General features: G+C 63.7%; 16 protein-coding genes. 15 read left to right on the top strand and 1 reads right to left on the bottom strand.

What is annotated here, in order from left to right:
* The first annotated feature begins 282 nt into the window (after positions 1 to 282).
* The 6 genes from LJ656_RS04405 to LJ656_RS04380 all read left to right on the top strand — a co-directional run bounded on the left by LJ656_RS04405 (position 283) and on the right by LJ656_RS04380 (position 5,174).
* Positions 283 to 861 (top strand): YqgE/AlgH family protein, encoded by a 579-nt coding sequence (locus LJ656_RS04405; RefSeq protein ID WP_230508061.1) that lies wholly within the window; start codon positions 283 to 285, stop codon positions 859 to 861.
* Between the two features lie 10 nt (positions 862 to 871).
* Positions 872 to 1,312 carry a Holliday junction resolvase RuvX gene (gene ruvX, locus LJ656_RS04400; RefSeq protein ID WP_230508060.1) on the top strand — a complete coding sequence of 147 codons (441 nt, stop codon included), beginning with the start codon at positions 872 to 874 and terminating at the stop codon, positions 1,310 to 1,312.
* Positions 1,299 to 1,838, top strand: coding sequence for a bifunctional pyr operon transcriptional regulator/uracil phosphoribosyltransferase PyrR (pyrR, locus tag LJ656_RS04395; RefSeq protein ID WP_230508059.1), 540 nt, complete (start codon positions 1,299 to 1,301; stop codon positions 1,836 to 1,838). Before ruvX ends, pyrR begins: the two co-directional genes overlap by 14 nt.
* Before the next feature lie 81 nt (positions 1,839 to 1,919).
* Positions 1,920 to 2,945, top strand: coding sequence for an aspartate carbamoyltransferase catalytic subunit (locus LJ656_RS04390; protein ID WP_230508058.1), 1,026 nt, complete (start codon positions 1,920 to 1,922; stop codon positions 2,943 to 2,945).
* 49 nt (positions 2,946 to 2,994) lie between these two features.
* Positions 2,995 to 4,275, top strand: a complete 1,281-nt coding sequence (locus LJ656_RS04385) for a dihydroorotase (RefSeq protein WP_230508057.1) — start codon at positions 2,995 to 2,997, stop codon at positions 4,273 to 4,275.
* 44 nt (positions 4,276 to 4,319) lie between these two features.
* Entirely contained in the window at positions 4,320 to 5,174 is an 855-nt protein-coding gene (locus LJ656_RS04380) for a lysophospholipid acyltransferase family protein (protein WP_230508056.1), read from the top strand.
* A gap of 87 nt (positions 5,175 to 5,261) precedes the next feature.
* On the opposite strand, the gene LJ656_RS04375 is transcribed toward LJ656_RS04380, so the two are convergent.
* Positions 5,262 to 6,134 (bottom strand): symmetrical bis(5'-nucleosyl)-tetraphosphatase, encoded by an 873-nt coding sequence (locus tag LJ656_RS04375; RefSeq protein ID WP_230508055.1) that lies wholly within the window; start codon positions 6,132 to 6,134, stop codon positions 5,262 to 5,264.
* A 184-nt stretch (positions 6,135 to 6,318) separates the two neighbouring features.
* Between LJ656_RS04375 and LJ656_RS04370 the strand changes: the two genes are divergently transcribed.
* The 9 genes from LJ656_RS04370 to LJ656_RS04330 all read left to right on the top strand — a co-directional run bounded on the left by LJ656_RS04370 (position 6,319) and on the right by LJ656_RS04330 (position 15,482).
* Positions 6,319 to 7,254 carry a GDP-mannose 4,6-dehydratase gene (locus LJ656_RS04370; protein ID WP_230508054.1) on the top strand — a complete coding sequence of 312 codons (936 nt, stop codon included), beginning with the start codon at positions 6,319 to 6,321 and terminating at the stop codon, positions 7,252 to 7,254.
* A gap of 416 nt (positions 7,255 to 7,670) precedes the next feature.
* Positions 7,671 to 8,732: a dTDP-glucose 4,6-dehydratase gene (gene rfbB / locus LJ656_RS04365; protein ID WP_230508053.1), complete on the top strand. Its 1,062-nt coding sequence runs from the start codon at positions 7,671 to 7,673 to the stop codon at positions 8,730 to 8,732.
* Between the two features lie 10 nt (positions 8,733 to 8,742).
* Positions 8,743 to 9,636 carry a glucose-1-phosphate thymidylyltransferase RfbA gene (rfbA, locus tag LJ656_RS04360; RefSeq protein WP_230508052.1) on the top strand — a complete coding sequence of 298 codons (894 nt, stop codon included), beginning with the start codon at positions 8,743 to 8,745 and terminating at the stop codon, positions 9,634 to 9,636.
* A complete protein-coding gene (rfbC, locus tag LJ656_RS04355; protein WP_075295752.1) occupies positions 9,621 to 10,172 on the top strand; it encodes a dTDP-4-dehydrorhamnose 3,5-epimerase in 552 nt (183 codons plus the stop codon). The genes rfbA and rfbC overlap by 16 nt, the downstream gene beginning before the upstream one ends.
* The gene (rfbD, locus tag LJ656_RS04350) at positions 10,165 to 11,067 is read left to right on the top strand and encodes a dTDP-4-dehydrorhamnose reductase (protein WP_230508369.1); all 903 of its coding nucleotides are present in this window, start codon (positions 10,165 to 10,167) and stop codon (positions 11,065 to 11,067) included. Before rfbC ends, rfbD begins: the two co-directional genes overlap by 8 nt.
* The gene (locus LJ656_RS04345) at positions 11,060 to 11,968 is read left to right on the top strand and encodes a glycosyltransferase family 2 protein (RefSeq protein WP_230508051.1); all 909 of its coding nucleotides are present in this window, start codon (positions 11,060 to 11,062) and stop codon (positions 11,966 to 11,968) included. Before rfbD ends, LJ656_RS04345 begins: the two co-directional genes overlap by 8 nt.
* Before the next feature lie 49 nt (positions 11,969 to 12,017).
* Positions 12,018 to 12,800, top strand: a complete 783-nt coding sequence (locus LJ656_RS04340) for an ABC transporter permease (RefSeq protein WP_230508050.1) — start codon at positions 12,018 to 12,020, stop codon at positions 12,798 to 12,800.
* A 10-nt stretch (positions 12,801 to 12,810) separates the two neighbouring features.
* On the top strand, positions 12,811 to 13,563 hold the full coding sequence (locus LJ656_RS04335) for an ABC transporter ATP-binding protein (RefSeq protein ID WP_230508049.1): 753 nt from the start codon (positions 12,811 to 12,813) through the stop codon (positions 13,561 to 13,563).
* A 41-nt stretch (positions 13,564 to 13,604) separates the two neighbouring features.
* Positions 13,605 to 15,482 (top strand): glycosyltransferase family 2 protein, encoded by a 1,878-nt coding sequence (locus tag LJ656_RS04330; protein ID WP_230508368.1) that lies wholly within the window; start codon positions 13,605 to 13,607, stop codon positions 15,480 to 15,482.
* Positions 15,483 to 15,599 lie beyond the last annotated feature (117 nt).

The raw sequence follows: 15,599 nt of genomic DNA, 5'->3' as shown, positions 1-15,599 counted from the left end.
ATGCGATGCCGGGCTCTGCCTGGCGAGGCCATTTGAAACGAGCCGCCGGGAAGCCGTCCGAGCCGTCCCGATCACCCGCTGAAGCGCAACCGCCGCACCGCGTCGAACGCGTGGTTGCGCGCGCTGTTTCCCCGCTTGATCGCGACATGGCGCGAGCCGCGCGCGTGATAGAGTGCAACCTGATCCGGCGTCGATGGCACGCGGCACGCGCATTGCAACCCCTCGCGCGGCGATGCTCAACGCAGCCCGCCATCCCGCATCGTCTTTGCTAAAATCCGAACTATGTCCAAGAGTACCGATCGCATCAATCTGACCAACCAGTTCCTGATCGCCATGCCGAACATGGCCGATCCGACGTTTTCGGGAACGGTGGTCTACCTTTGCGATCACAGTGAGCGCGGCGCGCTCGGCCTAGTGATCAACCGGCCGACCGATATCGACCTGCAGGCGCTCTTCAATCGCATCGATCTGAAGCTCGAGATCGAACCGCTTCTCCATGTCCCCGTTTACTTTGGCGGCCCGGTGCAAACCGAGCGCGGCTTCGTGCTGCACGAACCGAAAAGCGGCAGCGGCTATACGTCGTCGATGTCGGTGCCGGGCGGCCTCGAAATGACCACCTCGAAAGACGTGCTCGAAGCCGTCGCGAGCGGCACCGGTCCGGAGCGTTTTCTGCTGACGCTCGGTCATGCCGGCTGGGGCGCCGGTCAGCTCGAGGACGAAATCTCCAAGAACGGCTGGCTGACAGTCGAGGCCGATCCGAAGATCGTCTTCGACGTGCCCGCCGAAGACAGGCTCGAAGCGGCGCTCGCGCTGCTCGGCGTGTCGCTGTCGATGCTGTCCGGCGAAGCCGGCCACGCATGAGAGGGCAGGCATGAGTCAGTCGGCCGGACGTGAGGCGACGCTGCTTGCGTTCGACTACGGGGTAAAACGCATCGGCGTGGCGGTCGGCAATTCGCTGACGCGCCGCGCGCAGCCGCTCGTCGTCGTACAGAACCGCAGCAAGGACTATCGCTTCGAGGCGCTCGGCAAGCTGATCGCCGAATGGAAGCCCGACGCGCTGATCGTCGGTTTGCCGATGCATCCCGATGGCACCCCGCACGAGCGCACGCAGCTCGCGAAGCGCTTCGGCAACCAGCTGAACGGCCGCTTCAATCTGCCGGTCACATGGGTCGACGAACGTTATTCGTCGGTCGAGGCCGAGGCGGAAATCCGCGCCGGCAACGGCCGCGCCGACATGCTCGACGCGCAGGCCGCGAGCATCATCCTCCAGCAATATCTAGACGAACTTTCCGACGACCATGAGTTCCATTGACGCCGAAGCGCTGTATCGCGCGTTGCTCGACCAGATTCGCGCGGCCTACGGCGAGCGGCTCGCCGCCGCGCCCGGCAGTGCCGATGCGGTGGCGTTGGCCGGCATTCATAGCGGTGGCGCGTGGCTCGCCGAGCGTCTCGCGCGCGACCTGAGCGTGCCGGCTTTCGGCGTGGTGAACGTCGCGCTGCATCGCGACGACTACGCGAAGAAAGGCCTGCACGCTCAGGCGAGCCCGACCTCGTTGCCGTTCGCGGTCGACGGCAGCCGCATCGTGCTGGTCGACGACGTGCTGTACACCGGCCGCACGATTCGCGCGGCGCTCAACGAGCTGTACGACTACGGCCGCCCGGCCGCGGTCGAACTCGCGGTGCTCGCCGATCGCGGCGGCCGCGAACTGCCGGTGGCGGCGCGCTTCGTCGGCGGCGCGGTGGACGTGCCCGCCCACGCGACGCTGGTGCTGGCCCGCGACGACGACGGCGCCGGCGGCCAGCGGTTTTCTTTTCACACCGAAGCACGCGTCGATTGAAATTCGCGTAGCCCGCGAGCATCGCCCCCAGTGCGCGGCGACACCGATCACGTCGTAGTCCGTATTTGAAGCAGGTACACCATGAACACCGCCACCCAGGCTCCGCAGGATTCTTCCGCTAGCGCGTCCGAGCGCTTTCGTTACGGCTTCCTGAAGGGCAATCCGCAGCTCACGAAAAACGGCGAGCTCAAACATCTGTTGTCGATCGAAGGTCTGCCGAAGGCCATCGTCAACCAGATTCTCGATTCCGCTGATCAATTCGTCAGCGTCACCGACCGCGAAGTGAAGAAGGTGCCGTTGCTGCGCGGCAAGTCGGTGTTCAACCTGTTTTTCGAGAACTCGACACGCACCCGCACCACCTTTGAAATCGCGGCCACCCGCCTGTCCGCCGACGTGCTGAACCTGAACATCAACGCGTCGTCGACCAGCAAGGGCGAATCGCTGCTCGACACGATCAACAACCTGTCGGCGATGCACGCGGATCTGTTCGTCGTGCGTCATGCGTCGAGCGGCGCGCCGTATCTGATCGCGCAGCACTGTGCGCCGCACGTGCACGTGATCAACGCCGGCGACGGCCGGCACGCGCACCCCACCCAGGGGCTGCTCGACATGTACACGATCCGCCACTACAAGAAGGACTTCACGAAGCTGCGCGTGGCGATCGTCGGCGACATCCTGCACTCGCGCGTCGCGCGCTCCGACATTCATGCGCTGACCACGCTCGGCGTGCCCGAGGTGCGCGCGATCGGTCCGCGCACGCTGCTGCCGGGCGGCCTCGAACAGATGGGCGTGCGGGTGTTCCACAACCTCGACGAAGGTCTGAAGGACGTCGACGTGATTATCATGCTGCGTCTGCAGAACGAGCGCATGAGCGGCGCGCTGCTGCCGTCGTCGCAGGAATACTTCAAGAGCTGGGGCCTGACGCCCGAGCGTCTCGCGCTCGCCGCGCCCGATGCGATCGTGATGCACCCCGGTCCGATGAACCGCGGCGTCGAGATCGACTCGCAGGTCGCGGACGGCCCGCAATCGGTGATCCTGAACCAGGTGACGTTCGGGATCGCGGTGCGCATGGCGGTGATGGGCATCGTCGCGGGCAACAACGACTGATCAGGAAGCCGAAGCACCGGCTGAACCACAGGTTTAACAAAGGCAGCGCATGAAGATTCATATTCAAGGCGGCACGCTGATCGATCCGGCAGCGGGCACCGAACAGCAGCAGGACATTTTTATCGCCGACGGCAAGATCGCCGCGCTCGGCGCCGCGCCGGCCGGTTTCCAGGCCGAACACACGATCGACGCGCGCGGCCTGACGGTCGCGCCGGGTCTGGTCGACCTGTGCGCGCGGCTGCGCGAGCCGGGTTACGAGCACAAGGCGACGCTCAAATCCGAAATGGCCGCGGCGGTCGCCGGCGGCGTGACGAGCCTCGTGTGTCCGCCGGACACCGATCCGACGCTCGACGAACCGGGCCTCGTCGAAATGCTGCGCTTTCGCGCGCGCAATCTGAACCAGGCGCACGTGTATCCGCTCGGCGCGCTGACGGTCGGTTTGAAAGGGCAGGTCATCACCGAGATGGTCGAGTTGACCGAGGCGGGCTGCGTCGGCTTTTCGCAGGCCGATACGCCGATCGTCGATACCCAGGTGATGATGCGCGCGCTGCAGTACGCGAAGACTTATGGGTTCACCACGTGGCTGCGTCCGGTCGATGCGTATCTCGGCAAGAGCGGCGTCGCCGCGAGCGGCGCGCTGGCGTCGCGGCTCGGTCTGTCGGGCGTGCCGGTCGCCGCTGAAACGATCGCACTGCATACGATTTTCGAACTGGTCCGGGTGACCGGTGCGCGCGTGCATATTTCGCACGTCTCTTCGGCGGCCGGCGTCGAGCTGATGCGCGCGGCCAAGGCCGAGGGCCTGCCCGTGTCGTGCGACGTGACCGCGAACCACCTGCATCTGATCGATCTCGACATCGGTTACTTCGACGCGCAGTTCCGCCTGGACCCGCCGCTGCGTCAGCAGCGCGATCGCGAAGCGATCCGCGCGGGTCTGGTCGACGGCACGATCGACGCGATCTGCTCGGCCCACACACCGGTCGACGACGACGAAAAACTGCTGCCGTTCGCCGAGGCCACGCCGGGCGCGACCGGTCTCGAGCTGTTCCTGTCGCTGACGGTCAAATGGGCCGACGAAGCGGGCGTGCCGCTCGCCACCGCGCTGAACCGCATCACCGCGGCGCCCGCGCGGGTGCTCGGTCTCGAAGCGGCCGGCAGCGTCGCGCTCGGCGCGGTCGCCGATCTGTGCGTGTTCGATCGCCATGCGCACTGGCGCGTCGAGCCGCGCGCGCTGAAGAGCCAGGGGCACAACACGCCGTTCCTCGGCTACGAACTGCCGGCCCGCGTGCGGGCGACCGTGGTGGCGGGCCGGCTCGCGTACGAAGCACGCTGAGCCGCCGCGTTTCGGTTTCGGCCCCATCGAGGAAAGCTCCGCTCATGAAGCTCGCGTTACGCAAGGTCCGTCTCATCGCGCATCTGCTGCACGGCATGTGGACCGTCGCGACGCGTTTTCCGAACGCGAGCGCCGAGCGGCGTCACGCGCTCAATCGCGCGTGGTCGCTGAAGATGCTGCGGCTGTGCGGAATGCGGCTCGTCGTGCACAACGACGCGGCGCGGCTCGACCGCGGCGCGCTGGTGGTCGCCAATCACATCTCGTGGATCGACATCTACGTGATCAATGCGTGGCGGCCGACGCCGTTCGTGTCGAAGGCGGAGATCCGGCAGTGGCCGCTGGTCGGCTGGCTTGCGCAGCAGCTCGATACGGTGTTCATCCAGCGCGAGAAGCGCAGCGACGCGAAGCGGATCATGCACGAACTCGCGGGCCGTTTGAGCGCCGGCGAGCTGATGTGCGTGTTTCCGGAAGGCACGACATCGAACGGGCTCGCGCTGCTGCCGTTTCACGCGAATATGTTTCAGGCCGCGGTGTCGGCCGGTGTGCCGGTGCAGCCGGTGTGCATCATGTATGAAGACGCGGCGGGTAAGCAATCGACCGCGCCCGCGTATATCGACGATCTGTCGTTGTCCGATTCGCTCGACATGCTGTTGCGCGGCGGGCCGCTGACCGCTCACGTGTATGTCGGCGCGCCGCTCGCACCCGGCGCGGACCGCCGCGAGCTGGCGGCGCAGGCGCAGCAGGTGGTGGCCGGCGCGCTGTCCGATCTGCAGCGCGGCCGGGCGCCGGCAGGTTCGCTCGCACAGGAGCGCGAAGCGAACCACGCTGCGGCATCTTCCGCGGCCGGCGCGGTCGACCCGCTGATCGAGCCGGTCGATCAACCGGGCCGCTCGGCCTGAGTTCTTACTGCTGGCCTTAACGTGCCAGCAGCGCGCCAGCAGCGCACCGATCAGCAACGCGCCCAACCGGGCTTCACTCTCTTCTAGTCAATTCCCGCCGTGCGGCACCGCGCAAGCATCGCAATCGACCTGGGTCAGCGTGCGCTGCGCCGGATGCTTCGCGAGCGTCACCGCCGACAGCTTCTGGCCCCACACGCAGCCCGAATCGAGGCCGATCAGGTTCTCGCGCATCAGCAGGCCGAGCGCGGCCCAATGGCCGAACACGACGGTGACATCGGCGGTCCGGCGCGAGGGCGCGTCGAACCACGGCACGCAGCCGGCCGGCGCCGAAGCGAGTGTGCCGCTGCTGCTGAAATCCATCGTGCCGTCGGGGGTGCAAAAGCGCATGCGCGTGAGCGCGCTGCAAGTGACGCGCAGACGGTCGATACCCTTGAGCGCCGGCGTCCAGCGACTCGGCTCGTTGCCGTACAGACCCGCGAGCGTTTCCTTCCAGGTCGGCGCGCGCAGTGCGCGCTGCAATTCGTCGGCCAGTTCCAGCGTGAGCGCGACGTCCCATTGCGGCAGCACGCCCGCGTGCACCATGAGCATGCCGTGGTCGAAATGCGCGAGCGGCCGGTGGCGTACCCATTCGAGCAGATCGGCGGCGTCGGGCGCGGCGAGAATCTCGTCGATCGTGTCGCCTTTCTTCGACTTGCGAATCCCCGCCGATACCGACAACAGATGCAGATCGTGATTGCCGAGCACCGGCACCGCGCGTTCGCCGAGCGCGATCACGTCGCGCAGTGTCGCCAGCGATTCCGGCCCCCGGTTGATCAGGTCGCCGGCGAACCACAGCGGTGTGCCGGCCGGCGGCGCCGCTTTCGCGAGCAGTTGTTCGAACGGCTTGCGGCAGCCTTGCAGATCGCCGAACGCAAGAGGGGCCGGGGAAGTGGACGGGCTGGAGGCGGTGGACGGTGTCATCAAACGAAGTGGAAGCGATTCGATACTCGCGGCCACGCACGAGACGTGCCGCGGTGGGCGGTGCAGCAAGTTAGCGTGACATAATAGCCCGTTTGACGTTCGGATACCGCGCCCTCGGTTGGCACACGCCGCTTGCCGGCGAAGCATCGAGAACCGCGCGCGTTATTGCGCCACAACAAACAGGATGACTCTCGTGAACGAAGCCAGCAGCTCCTCTGTCGGAGCGCCGCAATCCTTTCGTACGCTCGTCACGGGCGCCAGCGGTTTCACCGGCCGCTATCTGGTCGACAAACTGCTCGCGCGCGGTCATACCGTGATCGAAGCGGTGTCCGGCGGCGACCAGCCCGACACGCCGACCCGCATCAGGATCGATATCACGTCGCCGGACGAATGCCGGCGCGTGCTCGACAGCGTGCGCCCCGACTACATGGTGCATCTGGCCGCGATCAGCTTCGTCGGGCACGCCGATCCGCTCGACTTCTATCGCGTCAACGTGCTCGGCACGCTGAACCTGCTCGAAGCGTGCGCGGCGATCGGCCATGTGCCGCGCAAGCTGCTGATCGCGAGCAGCGCGAACGTGTACGGCAACGTCAGCAGCGCGGCGATCGACGAGAGCTTCCCGCTCAACCCGGTCAATCACTACGCGGCCAGCAAGGCGGCGATGGAAGCGATGGTGCGCACGTGGTTCGACCGTCTGCCGGTCCTGATCGCGCGGCCGTTCAACTACACCGGCCGCGGCCAGGCGGTGAACTTCCTCGTGCCGAAGATCGTCAGCCATTTCGCGCGCCGCGCGCCGTCGATCGAACTGGGCAACATCGACATCGCACGCGACTTCTCGGACGTGCGCTACGTGGCGAGCGCATACGAGGCGCTGCTCGATGCCGACGTCGCGAGCGAGATCGTGAATGTCTGCACCGGCACCCCGTATTCGTTGCGCGAGATTCTCGCCGCGGCGAGCGAGCTGACCGGCCACGAACTCGAAGTTCAGATCAATCCCGCCTTCGTCCGCCAGACGGACGTCAAAATGCTGGCGGGCTCGCCGGCCAAATTGCACTCGCTGGTGCCGTCGGTCGAATCGATTCCTTTCACCGAGACGTTGCGCTGGATGCTGGGCGCATAACGAGGAAGGGTGCACGCGGCTGCCGAGTGTGGCTTTCGCGCCGCTAACGCTCGCAGCGGCGCCCTCTGGGGCAGCTTTCGCAATCCTTACGTCTGCATTTTCTTTCTTCCTGCGAGTCGCACTGCCCGCCGCGTCCTGCGGCGTTACGTTCGTTAAAACACTTTTAAGTGCGTTTAAAAAAGTTATTTTACTGACCGATCGCGACCGATTTTGTCAAGCTGTTTCAAGTTGTTAGGGTTCTAGTTTTTGCTCCGGGCCGCTTTATAATTGGGCCTTCTTAAAATTGGCGTCTGAGTGTCCGCTGGTTGTGCGCGGCGGCGCGACGGGTGCCAGCAAAAACGAACACCACCACCACGCGGGATGCGCGGGCCGGCACAGTCACTGCGGTCTGTCACCCATACCTGGAAGGGAATTTCATGATTCTGGTAACGGGCGGTGCCGGTTTTATCGGCGCCAATTTCGTGCTCGACTGGCTCGATGCGTCGGACGAAGCGGTACTCAACGTCGACAAGCTCACTTACGCCGGCAATCTGGGCACGCTGAAGGCGCATCAGGGCAATCCCAAACACGTGTTCGCGCGCGTCGACATCTGCGACCGCGCGGCGCTCGACGCGCTGTTCGCCGAACACAAGCCGCGCGCGGTCCTGCATTTTGCGGCCGAAAGCCACGTCGATCGCTCGATCCACGGCCCGGCCGATTTCGTGCAAACCAACGTGGTCGGCACCTTCACGCTGCTCGAAGCGACCCGCAGCTACTGGAATACGCTCGGCGAGGCCGAACGCGCGGCGTTCCGCTTCCTGCACGTATCGACCGACGAAGTGTTCGGCTCGCTGTCCGCAACCGATCCGCAATTCTCCGAGACCACCCCGTACGCGCCGAACAGCCCGTATTCGGCGACCAAGGCCGGCTCCGACCACCTCGTGCGCGCGTACCACCACACGTACGGCCTGCCGGTGCTGACGACCAACTGCTCGAACAACTACGGTCCGTACCAGTTCCCCGAAAAGCTGATCCCGCTGATGATCGCCAACGCGCTCGCGGGCAAGCCGCTGCCGGTCTACGGCGATGGCCAGAACGTGCGCGACTGGCTGTACGTAGGCGACCACTGCAGCGCGATCCGCGAAGTGCTCGCGCGCGGCACGCCCGGCGAGACGTACAACGTCGGCGGCTGGAACGAGAAGAAGAATCTCGAGGTCGTGCACACGCTGTGCGATCTGCTCGACGCGCGCCGCCCGAAGGCGGCCGGCTCGTACCGCGACCAGATCACCTATGTGACGGACCGCCCGGGCCACGACCGCCGCTATGCGATCGACGCGCGCAAGCTCGAACGTGAACTCGGCTGGAAGCCGGCGGAAACGTTCGAAACCGGTCTGGCTAAGACGGTCCAGTGGTATCTCGACAACCAGCAATGGGTCGACGAAGTCGCTTCGGGCGAATACCGGAAGTGGGTCGAGACCAACTACGCGCAACGCGCGTGAGGACACGGTAATGGCGCGCAAAGGCATTATTCTCGCGGGCGGCTCCGGCACCCGCCTGTATCCGATCACGCACGTCGTCTCCAAGCAGCTGCTGCCGGTCTACGACAAACCGATGATCTACTACCCGCTGTCCACGCTGATGGTGGCGGGCATTCGCGACGTGCTGATCATCTCGACGCCGCAGGACACGCCGCGCTTCGAGGCGATGCTCGGCGACGGCAGCCAGTGGGGGATGAATATCCAGTACGCGGTGCAGCCGTCGCCGGACGGACTCGCGCAGGCGTTCATCATCGGCCGCGAGTTCGTGAATAACGATCCGTCGGCGCTGATTCTGGGCGACAACATCTTCTACGGCCACGATCTCGCGAAGCAGCTCGAGCGCGCCGACGAGCAGCCCGATGGCGCGACCGTGTTCGCGTACCACGTGCAGGATCCGGAGCGCTACGGCGTGGTCGAGTTCGACCAGCAGTTCCGCGCGCTGTCGATCGAGGAAAAGCCCGCCAAGCCGCGCTCGAACTACGCGGTCACCGGTCTGTACTTCTACGACAAACAGGTCTGCGACATCGCCGCCGACATCAAGCCGTCGCCGCGCGGCGAACTCGAAATCACCGACGTCAATTCGCGCTACCTCGCGAACGCGGCGCTGAACGTCGAGATCATGGGCCGCGGTTATGCGTGGCTCGACACCGGCACGCACGACTCGCTGATCGAAGCCGCAACCTTCATCGCGACGCTGCAAAAGCGCCAGGGTCTGGTGGTCGCGTGTCCGGAGGAAATCGCCTACCGGCGCCAGTGGATCGACGGCGAACAGCTGCTCGCGCTGGCCAAGCCGCTCGCGAAGAACGGCTACGGCCAGTACCTGCAAAACATTCTGAAGGATCACGTCGCATGGCCATCCAGGTAACCGCAACCGCGCTGCCCGAAGTCAAGATCATCGAGCCGAAGGTGTTCGGCGATGCGCGCGGCTTCTTCTTCGAAAGCTTCAATGCGCAGGAATTCGCCGAGAAAGTCGAGTCGAATGTCGAGTTCTTGCAGGACAACCATTCGCGCTCGGCACGTGGGGTGCTGCGCGGCTTGCACTATCAGATCGAGCACGCGCAGGGCAAGCTGGTGCGGGTGGTCGAAGGCGAAGTGTTCGATGTCGCCGTCGATATCCGCAAGAGCTCGCCCAATTTCGGCAAGTGGGTCGGCGTGACGCTGTCGGTCGAGAACCATCGGCAGCTGTGGGTGCCGCCCGGCTTCGCGCATGGTTTCGTGGTGCTGTCGGAGTCCGCGCAGTTCCTCTACAAGACCACCGATTACTGGTTCCCCGAGCACGAGCGCAGCATCGTGTGGAACGATCCGGCCATTGGTATCGAATGGCCGATCGATTTCGAACCGCTGCTGGCGGCGAAGGATGCGGCGGGCAAGCAGCTCGGCGATGCCGAAGTTTATGCGTGAGGTGAGCGTGAATCCTGAGCCGACGATTCTGGTGACGGGAGTGAACGGGCAGGTCGGCTTCGAACTGCTGCGCTCGCTGCAAGGTCTGGGGCGCGTGGTGGCATGCGACCGTTCGGTCCTCGATCTGTCCGATCTGGAGCGCGTGCGCACCGTCGTGCGGGAGTTGAAGCCGTCGCTGATCGTCAATCCGGCCGCTTATACCGCGGTCGACAAGGCGGAAACCGACGTCGACGCCGCGCGTCGTCTGAATGCCGACGTGCCGCGCGTGTTCGCGGAAGAGGCGGCGGCGAGCGGCGCGGCGCTGATTCACTACTCGACCGATTACGTGTTCGACGGCACCAAAGAAGGCGCCTATGTCGAAACGGATGCGACCAATCCGCAGAACGTCTATGGGCTGACCAAGCTCGAGGGCGAGCAGGCGATCGCGGCGACCGGCTGCGCGCATCTGATTTTGCGTACCAGCTGGGTGTACGGGCGGCGCGGCAAGAACTTCCTGCTGACGATGCTCAAGCTCGGCAACGAGCGTCCCGAGTTGCGCGTGGTCGCCGATCAGATCGGCGCGCCGACGTGGTCGAAAACGATCGCGACCGCAACCGCGCACATCGCCGCGCAAGCGCTGGCGGCGCCCGACCGGACGGATTGGTGGGCGCGGCGTTCCGGCGTCTATCACTTCACGTCGGCCGGCGCGACTTCGTGGCATGGCTTCGCGGAGGCGATCTTCGCGAACGCAATGGGCGAACGCGCGCCGAAGGTCGTGCCGATTCCGGCGAGCGACTATCCGGTGCCCGCGAAGCGGCCGGCCAATTCGCGGCTGTCGCACGACAAGTTGACCGAAGCATTTGGATTGCGTTTGCCGGATTGGGCCGATGCGCTGAAGCTGTGTTTGAGTGAGTAACTTGGACCAGAATTCGTCGCGTCGGGAGCAAGCCGGTGTCGTAATCGTCTTTTATCGCCCGGACCACGATTGCGTGGCCCGGGCGAACCGGCTCGCCCAGGTATGGCCGTGCGTGGTGATCGACAATACCGAGAGCGTCAGCACGCCGGCGGCGCTTGGCCTGGATGCCCAAATCGACTATGTCGCGAACGGCGCGAACCTCGGGATTGCGACCGCGCTGAACCAGGGCATCGAACGGCTGCACGCGGCGGGCTGCACGTCGGTGTTGATGTTCGATCAGGATAGCGAACCGTCGGAGCAACTGCTGCGGGAGCTGCCCGAGACGCTCGCGGCCGAGCGGCTGCGCGACCGGCGCGTCGCGCTGATCGGGCCGGCGTACGAAGATACCCGCCTGCGTGGCGTGGCGCCGTTCGTGCGCTTCGGTTACCTGTGGCTGCGGCGGATTCCGCCCGAGGGCGTGAAGCCGATCGACGTCGACTTCCTGATTACGTCGGGCTCGTGCGTGAACCTCGACGTTTGGCGTGAGATCGGTCCGATGGACGATGGTTTGTTCATCGATTTCGTCGATCTCGAATGGTGCGCGCGGGCTCGCGCGAAGGGCTATTCGGTGCTCGGCGCGCCGGCGTTGCGGCTCGCGCATGAACTGGGCGGCGAACCGGTGAAGGTGTTCGGACGAAGCTATCCGGGGCACAGCGCGGTCCGGCATTATTATCTGTTCCGCAATGCGATCGCACTGATCCGGCGGGCCTATGTGCCCTGGAGCTGGAAGTCGACTGAACTCGTGAAGATGCCGGTCCGGCTCGTGATCTACGCGTTATTCATGCAACCTCGCCTGCTGCACCTGCGTCTGTCGTTGCTGGGGATCTGGCATGGACTGACTGGGCGCGATGGCGCACTGTGAAACGCGCACACCACCCACTTTATATATTCCATTCAAATAGACAGCTTGCATGTTGACTCTTTCACTTCTTGACCTCAAACAGAGCCTCGCGTCATGGCGGTTGTGGACGCTGCTTGGCTGGCTGGAGATTCGGCAGCGCTATGCGCGTTCGCGGGTTGGGCCGTTCTGGCTGACGATTAGTATGGGGGTGATGATCACCTCGCTCGGCGTCGTGTACGGCACGCTGTTCGGCCAGAAGATGAACGAATATCTGCCGTTTCTTGCGTCGAGCATCGTGCTGTGGGGGTTGTTTTCGCAGTCGGTGAACGAGGGAAGCGTTGCGTACATTAGCGGTGCGTCGTACATACGGCAGGTCCCTACGCCCAAGCTGATCTTCATTCTGCAGGTCATATGGCGCAATCTGATCGTCGTCGCCCATAACTTCGTCATTGTTATTGGCCTCCTTGCGATCTATGGCGTCAAAAGCTGGGAAGCGCTGCCGATGTTCATTCCCGGCTTGCTCGTATATCTGCTGAACGTGATGTGGATTGCGATGACGGTGGGCCTGTTGTCCGCACGCTTTCGTGACCTGCCGCAAATCATCAGCGCATTGCTGCAAGTCGCGTTCTACGTCACGCCAATCATTTTCCGGCCCGAGGCGCTGAACAGATTCGCGTTCATCGTCGAATGGAATCCGCTCGCCTATCTGATCGAAATCGTGCGCGCGCCGCTGATCGGGCAAATGCCGAGCATGGTGGCATGGCAAGTGACTATTGGCATGGCTGTGATCGGCTGGCCTATTGCGTTGCTGATGACTGGCCGCTATTTGAAACGTCTTCCGTACTGGGTTTGAAGAGAGCGACATGGCGTACATTGAACTTAACAACGTGACGTTGGACCTGCCGATTTTCGACGTGCAGGGTCGCTCGCTGAAGAAACAGGTGCTGCGGATGGGGCGGCGCAACCGGATTGCGGAGGGCAACGACGGTGTCATCGTCGTACGCGCTCTGGACGATCTGACCTTCCGCTTCGAGAGCGGCGATCGGGTTGGACTGATCGGCCACAATGGCGCGGGCAAGTCGACACTGCTGCGTGCGATGGCCGGCATCTATCCTCCGACGGCCGGCACGCTGTCGCGAGAGGGCAAAGTCGTGCCGTTGCTCGACATCAGTCTCGGCATGGACGACAACTCGACCGGCATGCAGAACATCCGCTTGCGCGGGCTGCTGCTCGGCATGACCGATGCGGAGATTCGCCAGAAGCAGAGCGATATCGCGGAATTCAGCGAGTTGGGTGACTATCTGGACCTGCCGGTTCGCACTTACTCGAGCGGGATGAAGATGCGACTCGCGTTCGCCGTTTCGACATCGGTCGACGCGGAGATCCTGCTTCTCGACGAAGTCATGGGTGTAGGCGATGCGTCGTTCATGCATAAGGCAGAAGCGCGCCTCCACGAACTGCGCGGTCGGGCCGAGATCGTCGTTCTCGCGATGCACTCGAACAGCGAAATTCGCAAGGTATGCAACAAGGCACTCTGGATGGAGCGCGGATGTGTGCGTGCGTTCGGCGAGGTCGAAGAAGTCGTGTCGCAGTATGCGACTGCGATGGGGGGCTGAAGCTTTGAATGGCAACGGCGGTATCGCGGGACGCTGAATCAATGAAGTTGCGTAGAGCACGTTCGTTGCTGAGCCGGCTGGTCGCGGGCGATGGATTGCGCTGGGCCGTGCGCAAAGCCTACGGGGTCTTTCGCCGCGAAGGTCTGGCAGGCCTGAAGCGACGGATCGCGTGGTTGCGCGCGGGCGCGCCTGGCACTGTCGCTCCGCAGCTCTACGCCGAATGGTTGCGCCGCTACGATCACATCGACGACGCAACTCGCGTGGCCATTCGCGCGCGCATCGCGGGCTTTGAAAATCCGCCGCGAATCTCGGTAGTGATGCCCGTCTACAATCCCGATCCCAAATGGCTGGCTGAGGCGATTGAATCCGTTCGCGGGCAGCTCTATCCGTATTGGGAACTGTGCATCGCGGACGACGTGTCGACCAATCCCGAGATCCGTCCGTTACTCGAGCGCTATGCCCATACGGACGAACGGATCAAGGTCGCGTTCCGCGAGAAAAACGGTCACATTTCCGCGGCATCGAATACCGCGCTCGAACTTGTGACGGGCGCATGGGTTGCGCTGTTCGACCACGACGACATATTGCCGGAACATGCGCTCTATTGCGTTGCTGATGCGATCGAGCGTAATCCCTCGATCCGGATGATCTACTCCGACGAAGACAAGATCGACGAAGCCGGCAAGCGCCGTGAGCCGTATTTCAAGTGTGACTGGAACCCGGATCTGTTTCTCTCGCAAAACATGTTCAGTCATCTGGGGGTGTTTCAGACCACTCTGCTGGACGAGGTGGGAGGGTTTCGCGAGGGTTACGAAGGGTCGCAAGATTATGATCTTGCGCTTCGTTGCGTCGAGCGCGCAGGCGTTGGCGCGATCCATCACATCCCTCGCGTGCTGTACCACTGGCGGGTCCACGCGCAGAGCACGGCAGCGGGCGCGGATGCAAAGCCTTATGCCGTAGTGGCCGGCGAGCGGGCGCTTAACGATCACTTCGGCAGAGTTGGAGTTCGCGGCGCGGTGGAGTTCGCAGTCAACGGATACCGTGCACGATACGCGCTTCCAGCCCCCGCGCCGCTTGTCAGCCTGGTCATTCCAATCCGAAATGAACTCGAATTGCTCAAACAGTGCCTCGCGAGCATTATCGAGAAGACCACTTACGGCAATTTCGAAATCCTTATCGTCGATGCGGGCTCAGACGAGCCCGCGACGCTGGACTATCTGGCCGCACTCGAGCGCGGCGGCAGGGCTCGGGTATTGCGCGACGACCGGCCATGCAACTTCTCCGCATGGTGCAATTCGGCTGTCGATGCGGCGAATGGCGAGATCGTCGGCTTGATCGATAGTGGTATCGAAGTACTCTCGCCTGACTGGTTGTCGGAAATGGTCAGCATCGCGTTGCAACCCGGCGTCGGCACGGTAGGCGCGAAACTGCTTTATCCGGACGGTACCGTGCAGCATGCTGGTATGACACTTGGTCTGCATGGCGTGGCCGGATCGGTTCATCAACGTATTCCTCGCAGCTCGTTTGGCTACTTCGGCCGCGCCAGCCTCATTCGAACTGTTTCCGCGGTGACGGCTGCATGCATGATCGTGCGCAAGTCGGTCTATCGAGAGGTGGCAGGGTTCGATGAGCAGGCGGCGGTGATGGCGTTCAGCGATGTCGACTTCTGCATACGTATGCAAGAAGCCGGCTATCGCAATGTGTGGACCCCATATGCGGAGTTGTTTCACCACGAGTCGTCGATTCGACACTGTGGCAGCGATTCTGCGAGACAAGCTCACTTCGATGGAGAGATCCAATACATGCAGCGGCGGTGGGGCAGTCTGTTACGGAACGACCCGTCTTATAGTCCCAATCTGACTTTGGACGAAGACAGTTTCGCTCTGGCATCGCCGCCGCGCGTGAATGCGCTTGTTTGAGGGGATACGGGGCGCGCAAACACCCCGCAAGAGCCTTTCGCACAACACTACGAGTTGGGCTGGCGCGCGTCTTCTGCGATTGCGCCGCTCAAGAAATCGAACAGCACTTTCAAAATG

It is taken from the genome of Paraburkholderia sejongensis (assembly GCF_020880815.1).
GTDB classification, from domain to species: domain Bacteria; phylum Pseudomonadota; class Gammaproteobacteria; order Burkholderiales; family Burkholderiaceae; genus Paraburkholderia; species Paraburkholderia sejongensis.
Note: the sequence above shows the minus strand (reverse complement) of the source record. Positions and strands in the feature narration are given on the sequence as shown.

Coding starts and splice junctions, on each gene's coding strand:
- ruvX (WP_230508060.1), top strand. CDS start 872: ATGAGTCAGTCGGCCGGACGTGAGGCGACGCTGCTTGCGTTCGACTAC.
- LJ656_RS04370 (WP_230508054.1), top strand. CDS start 6,319: ATGACTCTCGTGAACGAAGCCAGCAGCTCCTCTGTCGGAGCGCCGCAA.
- LJ656_RS04330 (WP_230508368.1), top strand. CDS start 13,605: ATGAAGTTGCGTAGAGCACGTTCGTTGCTGAGCCGGCTGGTCGCGGGC.
- rfbA (WP_230508052.1), top strand. CDS start 8,743: ATGGCGCGCAAAGGCATTATTCTCGCGGGCGGCTCCGGCACCCGCCTG.
- rfbD (WP_230508369.1), top strand. CDS start 10,165: ATGCGTGAGGTGAGCGTGAATCCTGAGCCGACGATTCTGGTGACGGGA.
- LJ656_RS04380 (WP_230508056.1), top strand. CDS start 4,320: ATGAAGCTCGCGTTACGCAAGGTCCGTCTCATCGCGCATCTGCTGCAC.
- LJ656_RS04405 (WP_230508061.1), top strand. CDS start 283: ATGTCCAAGAGTACCGATCGCATCAATCTGACCAACCAGTTCCTGATC.
- pyrR (WP_230508059.1), top strand. CDS start 1,299: ATGAGTTCCATTGACGCCGAAGCGCTGTATCGCGCGTTGCTCGACCAG.
- LJ656_RS04375 (WP_230508055.1), bottom strand. CDS start 6,134: ATGACACCGTCCACCGCCTCCAGCCCGTCCACTTCCCCGGCCCCTCTT.
- LJ656_RS04390 (WP_230508058.1), top strand. CDS start 1,920: ATGAACACCGCCACCCAGGCTCCGCAGGATTCTTCCGCTAGCGCGTCC.
- rfbC (WP_075295752.1), top strand. CDS start 9,621: ATGGCCATCCAGGTAACCGCAACCGCGCTGCCCGAAGTCAAGATCATC.
- LJ656_RS04340 (WP_230508050.1), top strand. CDS start 12,018: ATGTTGACTCTTTCACTTCTTGACCTCAAACAGAGCCTCGCGTCATGG.
- LJ656_RS04335 (WP_230508049.1), top strand. CDS start 12,811: ATGGCGTACATTGAACTTAACAACGTGACGTTGGACCTGCCGATTTTC.
- LJ656_RS04385 (WP_230508057.1), top strand. CDS start 2,995: ATGAAGATTCATATTCAAGGCGGCACGCTGATCGATCCGGCAGCGGGC.
- rfbB (WP_230508053.1), top strand. CDS start 7,671: ATGATTCTGGTAACGGGCGGTGCCGGTTTTATCGGCGCCAATTTCGTG.